Source organism: Pseudorhodobacter aquimaris, assembly GCF_001202025.1.
GTDB classification, from domain to species: Bacteria; Pseudomonadota; Alphaproteobacteria; order Rhodobacterales; family Rhodobacteraceae; genus Pseudorhodobacter; species Pseudorhodobacter aquimaris.
Genome location: NZ_LGHS01000052.1, coordinates 79,224 through 93,686 on the forward strand (window position 1 = coordinate 79,224; position 14,463 = coordinate 93,686).

At 58.1% G+C, this 14,463-nt stretch carries 17 protein-coding genes; 10 read left to right on the forward strand and 7 right to left on the reverse strand.

The features are described 5' to 3' along the window. Nucleotides 1-89: 89 nt before the first annotated feature. Nucleotides 90-395, forward strand: a complete 306-nt coding sequence (locus AKU94_RS09050) for a DUF1244 domain-containing protein (RefSeq protein ID WP_050527126.1) — start codon at nt 90-92, stop codon at nt 393-395. Between the two features lie 33 nt (nt 396-428). Here AKU94_RS09050 and AKU94_RS09055 read toward each other — a convergent pair whose 3' ends face one another. From AKU94_RS09055 to AKU94_RS09065, 3 genes are read right to left on the reverse strand one after another with little or no spacing between them, the layout of a single operon-like run. Next, nucleotides 429-1,562 carry a CaiB/BaiF CoA transferase family protein gene (locus tag AKU94_RS09055; RefSeq protein WP_050526955.1) on the reverse strand — a complete coding sequence of 378 codons (1,134 nt, stop codon included), beginning with the start codon at nt 1,560-1,562 and terminating at the stop codon, nt 429-431. A gap of 2 nt (nt 1,563-1,564) precedes the next feature. Next, complete coding sequence (locus tag AKU94_RS09060; protein WP_050526956.1) at nt 1,565-2,182, reverse strand: DsbA family protein; 618 nt, start codon at nt 2,180-2,182, stop codon at nt 1,565-1,567. Then, on the reverse strand, nt 2,179-2,721 hold the full coding sequence (locus AKU94_RS09065; protein ID WP_050526957.1) for a DUF721 domain-containing protein: 543 nt from the start codon (nt 2,719-2,721) through the stop codon (nt 2,179-2,181). Before AKU94_RS09065 ends, AKU94_RS09060 begins: the two co-directional genes overlap by 4 nt. 77 nt (nt 2,722-2,798) lie before the next feature. Between AKU94_RS09065 and mutY the strand changes: the two genes are divergently transcribed. Both mutY and AKU94_RS09075 read left to right on the forward strand, forming a co-directional pair. Beyond that, on the forward strand, nt 2,799-3,821 hold the full coding sequence (gene mutY, locus AKU94_RS09070) for an A/G-specific adenine glycosylase (RefSeq protein ID WP_050526958.1): 1,023 nt from the start codon (nt 2,799-2,801) through the stop codon (nt 3,819-3,821). Between the two features lie 44 nt (nt 3,822-3,865). Then, a complete protein-coding gene (locus AKU94_RS09075; protein WP_050526959.1) occupies nt 3,866-5,005 on the forward strand; it encodes an alkane 1-monooxygenase in 1,140 nt (379 codons plus the stop codon). A gap of 92 nt (nt 5,006-5,097) precedes the next feature. Here AKU94_RS09075 and AKU94_RS09080 read toward each other — a convergent pair whose 3' ends face one another. Further along, entirely contained in the window at nt 5,098-6,216 is a 1,119-nt protein-coding gene (locus tag AKU94_RS09080) for a site-specific DNA-methyltransferase (RefSeq protein WP_050526960.1), read from the reverse strand. A gap of 87 nt (nt 6,217-6,303) precedes the next feature. Further along, a complete protein-coding gene (locus tag AKU94_RS09085) occupies nt 6,304-6,939 on the reverse strand; it encodes a ribonuclease HII (protein WP_050527127.1) in 636 nt (211 codons plus the stop codon). Between the two features lie 141 nt (nt 6,940-7,080). Between AKU94_RS09085 and AKU94_RS09090 the strand changes: the two genes are divergently transcribed. The 5 genes from AKU94_RS09090 (at nt 7,081) to AKU94_RS09110 (ending at nt 11,011) form a co-directional block, all read left to right on the forward strand. Next, nucleotides 7,081-7,368 (forward strand): hypothetical protein, encoded by a 288-nt coding sequence (locus tag AKU94_RS09090; protein ID WP_408633686.1) that lies wholly within the window; start codon nt 7,081-7,083, stop codon nt 7,366-7,368. Then, complete coding sequence (locus AKU94_RS09095) at nt 7,340-8,044, forward strand: winged helix-turn-helix domain-containing protein (protein WP_050526961.1); 705 nt, start codon at nt 7,340-7,342, stop codon at nt 8,042-8,044. The genes AKU94_RS09090 and AKU94_RS09095 overlap by 29 nt, the downstream gene beginning before the upstream one ends. A gap of 69 nt (nt 8,045-8,113) precedes the next feature. Further along, a complete protein-coding gene (locus AKU94_RS09100; RefSeq protein WP_050527129.1) occupies nt 8,114-9,208 on the forward strand; it encodes a carboxynorspermidine decarboxylase in 1,095 nt (364 codons plus the stop codon). 12 nt (nt 9,209-9,220) lie between these two features. Then, complete coding sequence (locus tag AKU94_RS09105) at nt 9,221-10,459, forward strand: saccharopine dehydrogenase family protein (RefSeq protein WP_050526962.1); 1,239 nt, start codon at nt 9,221-9,223, stop codon at nt 10,457-10,459. Nucleotides 10,460-10,561: 102 nt separating this feature from the next. Continuing rightward, complete coding sequence (locus tag AKU94_RS09110; RefSeq protein WP_050526963.1) at nt 10,562-11,011, forward strand: CreA family protein; 450 nt, start codon at nt 10,562-10,564, stop codon at nt 11,009-11,011. Here AKU94_RS09110 and AKU94_RS09115 read toward each other — a convergent pair. Beyond that, nucleotides 11,008-11,796 (reverse strand): exodeoxyribonuclease III, encoded by a 789-nt coding sequence (locus AKU94_RS09115; RefSeq protein ID WP_050526964.1) that lies wholly within the window; start codon nt 11,794-11,796, stop codon nt 11,008-11,010. The two genes, AKU94_RS09110 and AKU94_RS09115, sit on opposite strands and share 4 nt — an antisense overlap. Nucleotides 11,797-12,042: 246 nt before the next feature. Beyond that, on the reverse strand, nt 12,043-12,729 hold the full coding sequence (locus tag AKU94_RS09120) for a response regulator transcription factor (protein WP_050526965.1): 687 nt from the start codon (nt 12,727-12,729) through the stop codon (nt 12,043-12,045). 157 nt (nt 12,730-12,886) lie between these two features. Here AKU94_RS09120 and ribA point away from each other — a divergent pair, with 157 nt between their 5' ends. Beyond that, entirely contained in the window at nt 12,887-13,963 is a 1,077-nt protein-coding gene (gene ribA / locus AKU94_RS09125; protein WP_050526966.1) for a GTP cyclohydrolase II, read from the forward strand. Then, nucleotides 13,960-14,463 carry a L,D-transpeptidase family protein gene (locus AKU94_RS09130; protein ID WP_050526967.1) on the forward strand — a complete coding sequence of 168 codons (504 nt, stop codon included), beginning with the start codon at nt 13,960-13,962 and terminating at the stop codon, nt 14,461-14,463. The genes ribA and AKU94_RS09130 overlap by 4 nt, the downstream gene beginning before the upstream one ends.

Consider the following 14,463-nt stretch of genomic DNA (forward strand, 5'->3'; position numbering starts at 1 on the left):
AATTGAATATAATGGGCCAGCCTCTTTATGGCGGAAATATCTTCCTTGGGCAACGGCTCAATGATAGCGCAAACAAAAAGGAAACCGAGATGGATGAAACAACCCGCACCGAACTGGAGGCCGCGACCTTTCGTCGTCTGATGGAGCATCTGCTGGACAAGCGGCCAGATGTGCAAAATATCGACATGATGAATCTGGCCGGATTTTGCCGCAACTGCCTGTCGCGCTGGTATCAAGAGGCCGCCAATGACCGCGGCATAGAGATGGACAAGGTCGCCGCGCGCGAGATCGTTTACGGCATGCCCTATGAGGAATGGCGCGACATGCATCAAACCCCCGCCGATGCGGAAAAACAGGCGGCCTTTGCCAAGGCCTTCAAGGATAATGTCGGCTGATCCCCAGCCAATCAGCCGATGCCGGGCGGAAGATCAGCTTTCGCCGAATATCTCTGCCTGGTGTTCACCCAATTTAGGGGCCGGTCGGTCCAGCGCCAGATCGGTGCCGACGAAGGTCATGGGCGAACGCACACCCTTCAGCCCCTCAGGCGCGATCTGCAAGCCGCGCGCAACCACCTGCGGATCGGCAAAGACCTCTGCCAGATCGTTGATCGGGCCAGCGGGCACGCCAGCCGCCTCACAGGCCGCCAGCAGGTCTTCTTTGCTGCGCTGTTTCGTGGCGCGGGTCAGTGTCTCTGTCAGGGCGGCGCGATTGGTAACGCGGTCGGCATTGGTGGCAAACTCCGGCGTGGTACCCATTGCCGACATTCCCAAAAGGTCACACAAACGGCGATACTGACCGTCATTGCCAGTGGCGATAATAATCCACCCGTCTGCACAATCGAACACCGCATAGGGCGCAAGGTTCGGATGCGCATTGCCCATCTTGGCCGGCGGCGCTCCCGTCGCCAGATAGTTCATCGCCTGATTGGCCATAACACCCGTCGCAACATCCAAGAGCGCCATATCGATATGCTGGCCCTGCCCTGTGGTGCCGCGCTGGTGGACCGCCGCCAAAATCGCGGTCGCGGCATAAATTCCGGTAAAAATATCCGTCACCGCCAGCCCGACCTTTTGCGGCTGGCCGTCCGGCTCTCCGGTGACCGACATCAGGCCCGACATGCCCTGAATGATAAAATCATAACCTGCACGATGCGCATATGGCCCCGTTTGCCCGAACCCGGTGATAGAGCAATAGATCAGCCGCGGGTTCACCTTTGCCATGCTTGCATAATCCAGCCCGTATTTGGCCAGACCGCCCACCTTGAAATTCTCGATCACCACATCGACATCGGCCACCAGCTTGCGTACGACCTCTTGCCCCTCGGGGGTGCGAAAATCGGCGGTAACGGACCGTTTTCCACGGTTCGTCGCATGGAAATAAGCGGCAGAGCGATCGCCCTCCCGCTCGATAAAGGGGGGGCCCCAGCGGCGGGTATCATCGCCTTCGGGGGCCTCCACCTTGATCACATCCGCGCCCAGATCGGCGAGGGTCTGACCGGCCCAAGGGCCTGCCAAAATCCGCGCCAGCTCAACCACTTTCAATCCGTTCAGCGGAGCCGCCATATTTATTTCGCCAATTCAGCGTCAATAAGCGCCTTGAGATCGGCATAGTTCATATTGCCATGCTTAGTCCCGTTGAGCACCAGAGAAGGGGTGGAGTTGATATCATCAGCCGTTGTATCGGCCTGATATTTATTCACCATCGCCTGCGCCATCGCGCCATCGTTCATGCAGGCGTCCAGCGCCGCATCTTCCAGACCGGCGGTCCGGCCAAGACGGCGCAGGTTTTCCACCACAGTCGCCGGATCATCCGAACCGGCCCATTCACGCACAGTGTTGAACAAAATCTCCTGAATACCGAAATAGCGCGTCTCGCCACCGCAACGCGCCACCATAGAGGCCCAAAGGCCGTAGCGGTCAAAATACACCTCGCGGAACACGAATTTGATCTTGCCGGTGTCGATATAATCGCGCTTCAATTCCTTGAAAACGGTCGCATGGAATGTCGCACAATGCGGGCAGGTATAAGAAGCGTATTCGGTCAGAACCACTTTGGCATCGGGATTGCCCAAGACCATATCCGGCACCTCAGGCAGGTCGGCATCAGCGGTCTGTGCCCAGCTTGGCACAGCGGTGGTTGCCATTAATGCCGCAAGGGCGATGGAAAATTCTCTGCGGTTCATGTTCTGCCTCTCTGTGATTTGGCACGAGATAAGAAGTTTTGCGTCAAAGTTTCAAGTGCCTCACGCAACGCATTGTCGTGAACACCCGTGGCAACCCGGCTTGCCTCGGCCTTGATCGCGGGGTCGGGGGCGGGTTTTTGGGCCGGCGCATGGGAAAAGCTGGCCTGCCCTTCGGCAAAGCCCGTGGGCGCGGTTTGTGTCAGGCTGATCCGGGAAATCGCGGCATAACCATAGCAGGCATTCACCTTTTCCTTGATCGCGGGCAATTGCATCTGCACCACCGGCGCATTCACAGATGTCGTCAGCAAGGTAAGCGAGGCCCCCATACCACCCTTGCCATAACCGATTTTCACGGGGCGGGTGATGGAGGCCAGATCGGGGCCGACAACCTCGGCCCATGCGGTCAAAAGCCGGGTCACGGCAAAACCGCGTGCCTCGCCCGCTGTCCTGATCCGCTCTTTCAACAGGCCCGAGGCCGACTCAAACCCGCGCATACGTCGTGTTCGCCCCTGAAACTGCCCGTTCTTTGCCTGCTTCATCTGGTCATTCCCCTCACTTGCCCTATCTTAGCGCGCTGTGCGACAGGTGCCAGCAGGAATGTAAAAGGCGACAGATAATGCGCAAGGAAACAGCGGCCCTTTTGGACTGGTATGATCGCCACGCCCGCGAAATGCCGTGGCGCAGCCCGCCGGGCAGCGGGCAAACCCCCGATCCATACCGGATTTGGTTGTCTGAGGTGATGCTTCAACAAACCACAGTGGCCGCCGTGCGCGCCTATTTTGACCGTTTCACAACACGCTGGCCCACGGTCGCCGATCTGGCCGCCGCACAGGATGCCGATGTCATGGCCGAATGGGCGGGGCTTGGATATTATGCGCGCGCCCGCAACCTGCTGAAATGCGCGCGGGTGGTGGCAGAGGCAGGCGGGTTTCCCGAAACATATAAGGGGCTTTTGGCACTGCCGGGCGTTGGGCCCTATACCGCCGCCGCCGTAGCCTCTATTGCGTTTGACCAACCCGCGACCGTGGTGGACGGCAATGTGGAGCGCGTCATGGCGCGGCTGTTCAATGTTGAAAAACCCTTGCCGCTGTCCAAACCGGATCTGACGGTGCTGGCCGCTGAACTGACGCCGAAAACCCGTCCCGGTGACTATGCCCAAGCAGTGATGGACCTTGGCGCCACCATCTGCACCCCGCGCAATCCGGCCTGTGGCATCTGTCCCCTCCGCCCTTTTTGTGCCGCTCAGGCCGAGGGCACCCAAGGCACCCTGCCCCGCAAGGTTCCGAAACCGGAAAAGCCGACCCGAACCGGCACGCTCTGGCTGGCGCGTCACCCCGATGGCCGCTGGCTGATAGAGGAACGCGCGGCAAAAGGGCTTTTGGGGGGCATGATCGGTTTTCCCGGCGCGGGCTGGGACAGCAAATCAGCCCATGACGCCCCGCCCGTGACCGCCAACTGGCAGGATGTCGGACAGATCCGCCATACCTTCACCCATTTCCACGCAGCGCTTACGGTGCTTGCGGCCACGACCAGCGCCGCGCCAGATCACGGTATATTTCAATCCGTTAACCCCGAAAACCTGCCCACATTGATGCGAAAAGCCTTCGATCTCGCCGCCACGACGCTTTTGCCACGTTGACCGAATGCCCACCCCGCAGCATCATGCGGTGAAAAAGGTTTCATATGTCAATCTCCCCCGTCGCCAAGGTCACCAGGATCGATCAAGCCCTGCCGTTCTGGCTGTCACTGGGGCTTATTCCTGTCGCTGTTATCTCGGCACTGGTCGGGGGCTGGACGGTGGCCTTGATGCCGCTGGCCTCATGGGGACTGTTTTCACTGCTGGACGCGGTTCTGGGGCGCAACCCTGATAACCCTGACCCTGAGACCCCTGAGGCGGGGCTGTTTTGGTACCGGATGATCACACTGATCTGGTTTCCGCTTCAGTTCGCGCTGCTGTGTTGGCTGCTCTATTATGTGCCGCGCGCCGAGCATCTTGGCACGCTTGAACGCGTCTTGATTTTCTTTGGCATGGGGGTAATTTCCGGCACCATCGGCATCAACTACAGCCACGAGCTGATGCATCAAAAATCCAAGCTCGAACGCTGGATGGCCGATCTGCTGCTGGCCTCGGTGCTGTATTCTCATTTCCGGTCGGAACACTTGCGGGTGCATCACCTCTATGTCGGCACGCCACGTGATCCGGTCACTGCCCGCTATAATGAGGGGTTCCACCGCTTTTTCCCGCGGGTTTTGCGGCAATCTCTGCTCTCTAGCTGGAAGGCGGAAAAGGCGATGTTGGCACGGCGCAAACTGCCGGTGACCGATATCGGCAATCCGTTCTGGCGCTATGGGGCGCTGCAAGGCGCGATGCTGGTGCTGGCCTTTGCCTTGGGGGGATGGGTCGGGCTTGGCCTATTCATCTATCAGGCCATCACCGCCATTTGGCAGCTGGAGCTGGTGAATTACGTCGAGCATTACGGCCTCACCCGTCGCCATTTGGGCGCGGGCAAATATGAACACGTTCTGCCGCGCCATTCATGGAATGCGGATCATACCGCCTCGAACTGGTTGCTGATCAATCTGCAACGCCATTCGGACCATCACTACAAACCCGACCGCCGCTTTCCCCTGCTGCAAACCTACGGGGATGATGAGGCGCCGCAACTGCCATATGGCTATCCGGTGATGACGGCGGCCGCGATGTTTCCGCCCCTGTATAAACGCATGATGAACCGGCGGGTGCGCGACTGGCGGCGGAAATATTACCCCGACATCACCGACTGGCACAGCTATAACAAAGCGTTAAATCCATTGCCGCGTTAGACATCAAAAAGCCCGCCATGAAACAGACATGGCGGGAAGTTATATCAGGGGGCGGGCCCCTGACACAGGCATTTCGGAATGAAACTGGTGGATCAGTGCGGGCGGCCTTCGCTCATCTCTGCACGGATTTGCTGGCGCAGGATATCGATGGAAACCATCTTCCCATCCCGCTTGAAATGCCAATAGGTCCAGCCGTTGCAACTTGGCGCGCCTTCCAGTGCGGCGCCAACCTGATGGATGGAGCCCTTAACGTCATTGCCGACCAAAGTGCCATCGGCGCGGACCTTGGCCTTAAAGCGACTGCCGATGGAATAAAGTTCCTCACCGGGGCGCAGCATGCCGCGTTCCACAACCTGCCCGAACGGCACCCGGGGCTCTGCCCGTTTGGAGCCGGTGATCTCCAGCGCCGAGGCGTCAAATTTGCGTACCTTTGCGATGCGACGCTCCGCAACCTTGCGGTAGGCTTCCTCCCGCTCGATCCCGATGAAATCACGGCCAAGCATTTTTGCAACGGCCCCCGTGGTCCCGGTCCCAAAGAACGGGTCAAGCACCACATCACCGGGATTGGTCGTTGCAATAAGCGCACGGTGAAGCAGGCTTTCAGGCTTTTGCGTCGGATGCGCCTTATCGCCGGACTCATCCTTCAGCCGCTCATGTCCGGTGCAAATTGGCAACACCCAGTCCGAGCGCATTTGCACGCCTTCGTTAAGCGCCTTCAACGCCTCATAGTTGAAGGTGTATTTCGCACCCTCATCCCGGCTGGCCCAGATCAAGGTTTCATGCGCATTCGTCAGACGTTTGCCGCGGAAATTCGGCATCGGGTTGGTCTTGCGCCAAACCACATCGTTGAGAACCCAGAACCCTTGGTCCTGCAACGTCGCGCCAACGCGGAAAATGTTGTGATAAGAACCAATTACCCAAATAGCACCATTGGGTTTCAGCAACCGTTTTGCCGCCGCCAGCCAAAGCTGCGTGAATTGATCATATTTCGCAAAGCTGGAGAACTGGTCCCAATGATCATCGACCGCATCCACCTTGGAGTTGTCCGGGCGATGCAAATCACCTTTCAGCTGCAAATTGTATGGCGGATCCGCAAAGATCAGATCAACAGAGCCGGCTGGCAAGCTGTTCATCACGTCAATGCAATCCCCTGCAAGGATCTGGTTAAGCGGCAAACTGGCCGCCTCTGGCGCTTTTGTTTTGGTTGTCATCTTCTGCCTCTGCCCCGCGCATTTTGCGTCGTTTTGTTGAGGTTAAAGATGAGTCATTACTGATTCATCGTCAAATTCTTTATTGAATCAAGGGGTTATATATTTTTCTTGATACAAGATGTTGTGTACCGGCTTGAACGAACGTCTATGATGCGGGGTCACACCAATATTTAGGAGCGCGGAGTGATGCTCTTTTGTCGGATATCCGGCGTTCCGATCCCAGCCATATCCCGGATACTGTTGCGCCAAATCCACCATCAGGCGATCGCGTGTTACTTTTGCAACAATCGAGGCCGCTGCGATCGAAAGGGAAAGGGCATCACCTTTGACAATCGCCTGCCCCGCGCAAGGCATATCGCGTGGCAAAAGGTTGCCGTCGATCAACGCAAAGTCCGGCGGGCGCGGCAGGCCTTGCAAGGCACGCACCATGGCAAGATGGCTGGCACGCAGGATGTTGATCTCGTCGATCTCCTCGACAGAAGCATGGGCGATGGAAACCTCGGCCAGATCCATGATCAGATCGAACAGGATATCCCTGCGTTTGGCGGTCAGGGTCTTGCTGTCGCCAAGGCCGGGCGGAACCTTGCCCGGCAACAAGCGCACCGCCGCCGCCGTCACCGGCCCGGCTAAGGGGCCGCGCCCCACCTCATCCACCCCCGCAATACAGGTCGCACCCCGCGCTTGGGCCTCTGTTTCAAATCTGTCATCTGCTGTGCTTTTCATGCAGCCAGACAAACCCCATCCGCGGGCAAATGGAAAGAGCCATAGCCGCCGATATGTCATAACCCCCCTGATCGCGGGCTTTGATATTGAATATCCGCGCCACTTGCGGGCAAGATCGCCACAGATCAGGAGGGTCATGTTGTGATCATAAAACTTGGGGCCGCCGCCCTGTTGGTTCTGGCACTTGCAGGAACAGCACAGGCCGAATGCTATGCCGATTATAAGGCGAAACGCGACAACCCGCTGCGGCTGCACTACGGCGTTGTCGCCCTGCCACAATCGGCCTGCTCGTCGGATGCGGCCGCGCGGTTTATCGCCCCGCGTCTGGCACAAAAGGGGTGGACCCTCTTGAACATCCTGTCCGTTTTCGGGCCTGAAGGCCTTGCAGAAAGGAAAGCCAATGCGGGCGCTTATTTCCTCTCCCTTTGATAATCTGCGGGCGGGCAACCGTGTGGTTGCAGGCGGGATTGCGGCTATTGTCCTGATCTTGTTGGCGGCGGCGGTCTTGTTGTTCATGAACCTGCCTGATGCCAATGCCTTCAACGCAAGGGTGGAACGGATCTTTGTCGAGAATGACGGGTTGACCACGGGGCCGGAGATCAAGCTTCTGGAAATCCTTGCGCAATCGGGCACGGCCTTTTCGGATGTTCTGGCCAGTTACCGCGTCGTGATCTTTGTGCTGCTGGTTTTTGCCACGGCTTTGATGATCGCGGCGCTGGTGTTTCTCGTCACGATTGTTGCGCTCAACCGGCGGATCTCGGCAATTCAGCGGTCGGGGATTCAGGTGTCCAGCCTCTTGATCAGCCGCGAAAGCAATGCGGTCTACATCAATGATCTGGAGTTCAAGCTGACCGAAGCGGCGCTTGAGACGCTCTCGGTTCTGGCCGAGGCGCGGATGGATGATGACGTGATGACCGGCGCGCAGATCGAGGGCATGATCTCTGGCCGCGATGCCAGCGATTGCGAAGAGGCGGCAGGCGCCACACGCATCAAACGGCTGCGCGATACCTTGGGCAATCAACTGGTGTCGGAGCTTCTGGTCAAAACCATTGCGCGGCGCGGTTACGTTCTGGCGGTCGGCAAGGATGTTATCCGCATGATGTAAGGGCAAACGCTTGCAGCAGGCGCGCGCTTGGCCTATACGCCCCCCTCTTGGATTTTTCGGGGGGACGCCATGATACCGACGCCTTACTACCTGATCGACAAGACGAAACTCGCCGCCAATATGGCCAAGATGGACCGTCTGCGCGCGCTTTCCGGCGCGAAATGCCTGCTTGCACTGAAATGTTTTGCCACCTGGCCCGCGTTTGACGTGATGCGCGACCATATGGATGGCACCACCTCCAGCAGCCTCTATGAGCTGCGCCTGGGGCGTGAGAAGTTTGGCCGTGAAACCCATGCCTATTCCGTGGCTTGGGCGGATGATGAGGTGGATGAGGCTGTTGGCTATGCCGATAAGATCATCTTCAATTCCATCAGCCAGTTGGAACGGTTTGCCGATAAAACCACCGGACTGGCGCGCGGTTTGCGGCTGAATCCGCAGTTTTCGACCTCGCATTTCGACCTTGCCGATCCGGCGCGCCCCTTCAGCCGTTTGGGCGAATGGGATGTGCAAAAGCTGATGGCGGTGGCCGATCAGATCACGGGTGTGATGATCCATTATAACTGCGAGAACGATGATTTCGATCTGTTCGACCAACAGTTGACGCGGATCGAGACCGAGTTTGGCAGCTTCTTGCAGCGTCTGGACTGGGTCAGCCTTGGTGGCGGCATCCATTTTACCGGCGATGATTACCCGCTGGAGGCGCTGGCAAAACGGCTTCGGGCCTTTGCCGATAAATTCGGCGTGCAGGTCTATCTGGAACCCGGTGAGGCCGCGATCACCGGTACGGCCAGCCTTGAGGTGACGGTGCTGGACGTGCTGAACAACGGTAAGGATCTGGCGATTGTGGATGCCTCGGTAGAGGCGCATATGCTCGATTTGCTGATCTACCGCGAATCTGCCAAGATGGATGTGACGGGCGACCACCCGTTCATGATCTGCGGCAAATCCTGCCTTGCGGGCGATGTTTTCGGAGAGTTCTCCTTTGCCGCGCCGCTGAAAATCGGGGACCGGCTGAGCATTGCCGATGCGGCCGGCTATACCATGGTAAAGAAAAACTGGTTCAACGGCGTAAAAATGCCTGCGATCGTTCTGCGAGAGCTTGACGGCACGCTGACCGTGGCGCGGACGTTTGACTATAGTGATTTTGAAGGCAATCTGGGCTGAAGGAGGCTTGATATGAAACGCAATGTTCTAATCATCGGTGCTGGAGGTGTGGCACAGGTTGTGGCGCATAAATGCGCGCAAAACAACGACGTGCTGGGCGATCTCCATATCGCAAGCCGTACGCTGTCCAAATGCGAAGCGATCATTCAAACGGTACATGAAAAAGCCGCGATGAAGGTTCCGGGGCCGTTCCACGCATATACCCTTGATGCCACCAACGTAGAGGCCGTGAAAACGCTTATCCGCCAGACCGGCGCGCAGATCGTGATCAATGTCGGCTCTCCATTTGTGAATATGACCGTGCTGGACGCCTGCATTGATACCGGGGCCGCCTATATCGACACGGCGATCCATGAAGATCCGACCAAGATCTGCGAGACCCCGCCGTGGTATGCCAACTATGAGTGGAAGAAACGCGAGGCCTGCAAGGCCGCTGGTGTGACGGCGGTGCTGGGTGCGGGCTTTGATCCGGGCGTGGTAAATGCCTTTGCGCGCTATGCGGTTGATGCCTGCATGGACGAGGTGCACAGCATTGATATCGTTGATATTAATGCGGGCAACCACGGCAAGTATTTCTCGACCAACTTTGATCCCGAGATCAACTTCCGCGAATTTACCGGCACGGTTTACAGCTGGCAAAAGGGCGCGTGGCAGGAAAACAAGATGTTCGAGGTGATGCGCGAGGATGACCTGCCGGTCGTCGGCAAGCAAAAATCCTACATGTCCGGCCATGATGAGGTGCATTCGCTGTCCAACCGCTATCCGCAGGCCGATGTGCGCTTCTGGATGGGGTTTGGCGATCACTACATCAACGTGTTCACCGTGCTGCAAAATCTGGGCCTTTTGTCCGAGCAGCCCGTCACCACCGCCGAAGGGTTGGAAGTTGTGCCGTTGAAGGTCGTCAAGGCCGTTCTGCCCGACCCAAGCAGCCTTGCCCCGAATTATACCGGCAAGACCTGCATCGGGGATTTTGTCAAAGGCACCAAGGACGGCCAGCCGGTTGAGGTGTTCGTCTACAATATCTCGGACCACAAGGACGCCTATAATGAGGTCGGTTCGCAAGGGATTTCCTATACCGCGGGTGTGCCGCCCGTTGCGGCCGCGATGCTGATCGCCGAAGGCACTTGGGACGTAGGCCATATGGCGAATGTCGAAGACCTCGACGCCAGACCCTTCCTTGGCCTGCTCAACAAGATCGGGCTGCCAACGCGGATCAAGGATGCCGCGGGCGATCGGGCCTTGGATCTCTAATCTTTTGGGGGCGCGCCGGTTGGTGCGCCCCAATTTCATCAGGTAGGGAACCGAATACCCCATCTGTGCGTTTCGTCACATGGCCCCTTACGGAGAGATATCATGAACCGAGTAATCCTTGCCGCAGCAGTTGCGCTGTGCACCGTCCCCCTGCATGCCGAAGAAGTCGGAGAGGTTGGCGTGGATTGGTTCGGCAATGACATCATCATCGAAAGCATCCGTGACCCCAAGGTAAAGGGCGTAACCTGCCATCTTGCCTATTTCGACCGCGGCATCATTGACCGTTTACAACAGGGCAACTGGTTTGAGGATCCCTCAAACTCTTCCATCGCCTGCACGCAAACCGGCCCGATCGAATTGGGCGATATCAAACGTGGCAAAGGCGGCGAGGAAGTGTTTCGTGAAAGCCAGTCCATCATCCTCAAATCGATCAAGGTCACGCGGGTCTTTGACGAGGCGAACAATACGCTGATCTATCTCGCACATGGCAGCGAAGTGAGCAAAGGCTCGGCGAAAACCTCGCTTTCAACGATCCCGCTCTATCAACCCTAAAGGTCAAAACTCGCAAAGACCGGAACGTGGTCGCTTGGCTTTTCCCAGCCGCGAACGGGGCGCAGGATGCGGCTTGAATGGGCAGATTTGGCAATATCGCCAGTGGCCCAGATATGGTCCAAACGACGGCCCTTATCGGCGGCGTCCCAATCTTTGGCGCGGTAGGACCACCAACTATAGAGCAGACCTTCGGGGATATCGGCGCGGGTGACATCTGTCCAATCGCCCGCCTCCATCACCTGATGGAAGTGGTCCACCTCAACCGGCGTGTGGCTGACGATCTTCAACAGCTTCTTGTGGCTCCAGACGTCATCCTCACGCGGGGCGATATTCAGATCACCCACCAAGATCGCGTTATCGGGCTTTTCCCAGCGGAACCAGTCGCGCATCTCGGTCAGGTAATCCAGCTTTTGGCCGAATTTTTCGTTCAGCGTCCGGTCGGGGATGTCGCCGCCCGCAGGCACATAGCAGTTGTGGATGGTCACGCCGTTTTCCAGCCGCGCCGCCACATGGCGCGCCTGCCCCAACTGTGCGAAATCCTTCTCACCAGCATCCACTATCGGCAGCTTTGACAAAATCGCCACGCCGTTATAGCCCTTTTGCCCCCGCGCCACCATGTAGCGGTAACCAAGCGCCTGAAACTGCTCCACCGGAATCTTCTCAACCGGGCTTTTGCATTCCTGCAAACACAGAATGTCGGGCGCCTCATCGGTCAATAATTGCGCGACAAGGTTTTCACGCAGACGGACGGAATTGATATTCCAGGTGGCAAGGGTAAAGGTCATCCGGTTCTCTCCTGCTGCGGGTTGGGGGCACCGTAAGGTGCGGGCGCAATACCCTCAACCCCTCTTGGCACCAGCGCGCCACAGGACAAAAAAAGACCGGGCACAAGGCCCGGCCAAGGTCCAACAGGGAGGATGTCACGCCATAACCCCGGCGCGACGAGGGGAATCAAAACTGGTACAACCTGTATACGCTATAAACGGGCATTAACCATGTTATACCTGTCGATTTAGACAGTACTATGGCAGTCAGGCAACAAGCCTGTAGCCGCCCGACTCTGTCACCAACAACCGTGCATTGGATGGATCAGGTTCAATCTTTTGGCGCAGGCGGTAGATATGGGTCTCTAGCGTGTGGGTTGTAACCCCGGCGTTATAGCCCCAGACCTCATGCAACAGCACATCCCGCGCAACCACGGACGACCCCGCACGATAGAGGAACTTCAAGATATTGGTTTCCTTTTCCGTCAGCCGGATCTTCTTTTCCTTGTCATCCAGTAACAGCTTTTGTGCGGGCTTGAATGTATATGGGCCAAGCTGAAAAACCGCATCCTCGGATTGTTCATGCTGGCGCAACTGCGCACGAATACGCGCCAAAAGCACCGGAAACTTGAACGGCTTGCTGATATAATCATTGGCACCGGCATCAAGGCCAAGAATCGTGTCGGCATCGGTATCATGGCCGGTCAGCATAAGGATCGGGCTTTTAACACCGGCCTTACGCATCCTGCGGCACAGCTCCCGCCCATCTGTATCGGGCAGGCCCACATCCAGAATGATCATGTCATAGAATGTGGCTTTTGCCTTATCCATTCCATCGGCACCCGTTGCTGCCTCAAAGACATCGAATTCCTCAGACATGACCAGCTGTTCGCTTAACGCTTCGCGCAGGTCATCATCATCATCGACCAACAAGATCTTTCGCAATTGTGCCATATCATTCTCCTCTGTGTTGTTTGAACAGATGCGTGCGACGCACGGTTTCGACAAGATATGCGTCAAACTTCTCACGCTGACGTGTCAGTTTCAGGGGATATGTTTCAATTTCCCCGCGCTGCGGTTACATCAAAGCAGAGCAAACAAGGAGCGCGCCATGTGGCTGGGCCTGTCAATCGTCGAACAACTGACCCGCGCGCGGGGGGATTTGCGCATGGGTGTGCCGGTGATGCTGACAGGGCAAAGCACCCTTCTTGTCGTCGCGATCGAAGCATTGAACGAGGAACGGCTCACCGCGCTGCGCAGTCTTGGGCCATTACAGCTGGTGCTGACCGCGCGGCGGGCCGAGACCCTGAAGATCCCTGTTTATGACGGCGATCTGGTCCGGCTTGCGGTGCCCGACGATGCGGGTATGACGTGGCTGCGTGCGATGGCCGATCCAGCCGATGATCTGCGCATCCCGATGAAGGGCCCGTTCCAAACCCTGCGCAGCGGCACCGCCGAGCTGCACCGCGCAGCGATCCAGCTTGTGAAATCCGCCGCGCTGTTACCGGCCGTTCTGGCCGTGCAGGTGCCACCGGATATGCCCACCGCCGGCCTAACCCGCCTGTCCCTGCCCGCGATCCTGCCGGAGCTGGAGCGCGCCTCACCTCTGCATCCGGTCAGCGCGGCACGCTTGCCCATGGCGGCGGCGGGGGCCGGCCGCGTGCATGTTTTACGCCCCGAGGACGGCGGCCCCGAACATTACGCGATTGAGGTCGGCCGCCCCGACCGCTCTGCTCCGGTTCTGGCGCGCCTGCATTCTGCCTGCTTTACCGGCGACGTTCTGGGCAGTTTGAAGTGCGACTGTGGCCCACAGCTTCATGCCGCTCTGGCCCAGATGGGGGCGGCCAGTTCAGGTGTGCTTTTATACCTGAACCAGGAGGGGCGCGGGATCGGGCTTGCCAATAAGATGCGCGCCTATTCCCTGCAAGATCAAGGGTTTGACACCGTAGAGGCCAATCACCGGCTGGGCTTTGAGGACGACGAACGCGATTTTCGTCTTGGGGCCGATATCCTGCGTGGGCTTGGCTTTTCCGCCGTTCGCCTGCTGACAAATAACCCCGCCAAGATCGCGATGATGGAGGCGAATGGAATCACCGTAACCGAACGGGTGCCGCTGCTTGTCGGGAAAACCGAGCAAAACGCGGGCTATCTGGCGACCAAAGCCGCTAAATCGGGCCATTTGATATGAGCGTGGATGACCTTGTCCTGACGCCGTCGGGGGTTCGTTTTGCCGGTCGGCGTTTTCCCTGTTCCATCGGGCGCGGTGGGATAACGGCCAATAAGCGCGAAGGCGATGGGGCGACCCCTGTGGGAACGCACCGGATTATGGGTATGTACTACCGGCCGGACCGCTTGCACGGCGCGGATTTACCCGATTGGGCGCGGCCCATACGGCTGGGGGATCTGTGGTCGGATGATGTGCGCGATGCGGAATACAATCATCTTGTGCGCACGCCGCATCGGTTCAGCCATGAGGACATGCGCCGCGCCGATCCGCTTTATGATCTGGTGATGATCACCGATTGGAACTGGCCCGATGCGGTGCCCGGGCGGGGATCGGCGATCTTTTTGCACCAATGGCGGCGAATGGGCTATCCGACGGCGGGCTGTGTGGCCTTTGCGCGGGCGGATCTGTTGTGGATTGCCGCGCGGGTGCGGTTGGGCACACGGCTGATCGTGCGGAAATAG

What these genes read in the sequence shown, in the direction of transcription:
- AKU94_RS09050 (WP_050527126.1), top strand. Translation starts at nt 90, where the DNA reads ATGGATGAAACAACCCGCACCGAACTGGAGGCCGCGACCTTTCGTCGT.
- AKU94_RS09055 (WP_050526955.1), bottom strand. Translation starts at nt 1,562, where the DNA reads ATGGCGGCTCCGCTGAACGGATTGAAAGTGGTTGAGCTGGCGCGGATT.
- AKU94_RS09060 (WP_050526956.1), bottom strand. Translation starts at nt 2,182, where the DNA reads ATGAACCGCAGAGAATTTTCCATCGCCCTTGCGGCATTAATGGCAACC.
- AKU94_RS09065 (WP_050526957.1), bottom strand. Translation starts at nt 2,721, where the DNA reads ATGAAGCAGGCAAAGAACGGGCAGTTTCAGGGGCGAACACGACGTATG.
- mutY (WP_050526958.1), top strand. Translation starts at nt 2,799, where the DNA reads ATGCGCAAGGAAACAGCGGCCCTTTTGGACTGGTATGATCGCCACGCC.
- AKU94_RS09075 (WP_050526959.1), top strand. Translation starts at nt 3,866, where the DNA reads ATGTCAATCTCCCCCGTCGCCAAGGTCACCAGGATCGATCAAGCCCTG.
- AKU94_RS09080 (WP_050526960.1), bottom strand. Translation starts at nt 6,216, where the DNA reads ATGACAACCAAAACAAAAGCGCCAGAGGCGGCCAGTTTGCCGCTTAAC.
- AKU94_RS09085 (WP_050527127.1), bottom strand. Translation starts at nt 6,939, where the DNA reads ATGAAAAGCACAGCAGATGACAGATTTGAAACAGAGGCCCAAGCGCGG.
- AKU94_RS09095 (WP_050526961.1), top strand. Translation starts at nt 7,340, where the DNA reads ATGCGGGCGCTTATTTCCTCTCCCTTTGATAATCTGCGGGCGGGCAAC.
- AKU94_RS09100 (WP_050527129.1), top strand. Translation starts at nt 8,114, where the DNA reads ATGATACCGACGCCTTACTACCTGATCGACAAGACGAAACTCGCCGCC.
- AKU94_RS09105 (WP_050526962.1), top strand. Translation starts at nt 9,221, where the DNA reads ATGAAACGCAATGTTCTAATCATCGGTGCTGGAGGTGTGGCACAGGTT.
- AKU94_RS09110 (WP_050526963.1), top strand. Translation starts at nt 10,562, where the DNA reads ATGAACCGAGTAATCCTTGCCGCAGCAGTTGCGCTGTGCACCGTCCCC.
- AKU94_RS09115 (WP_050526964.1), bottom strand. Translation starts at nt 11,796, where the DNA reads ATGACCTTTACCCTTGCCACCTGGAATATCAATTCCGTCCGTCTGCGT.
- AKU94_RS09120 (WP_050526965.1), bottom strand. Translation starts at nt 12,729, where the DNA reads ATGGCACAATTGCGAAAGATCTTGTTGGTCGATGATGATGATGACCTG.
- ribA (WP_050526966.1), top strand. Translation starts at nt 12,887, where the DNA reads ATGTGGCTGGGCCTGTCAATCGTCGAACAACTGACCCGCGCGCGGGGG.
- AKU94_RS09130 (WP_050526967.1), top strand. Translation starts at nt 13,960, where the DNA reads ATGAGCGTGGATGACCTTGTCCTGACGCCGTCGGGGGTTCGTTTTGCC.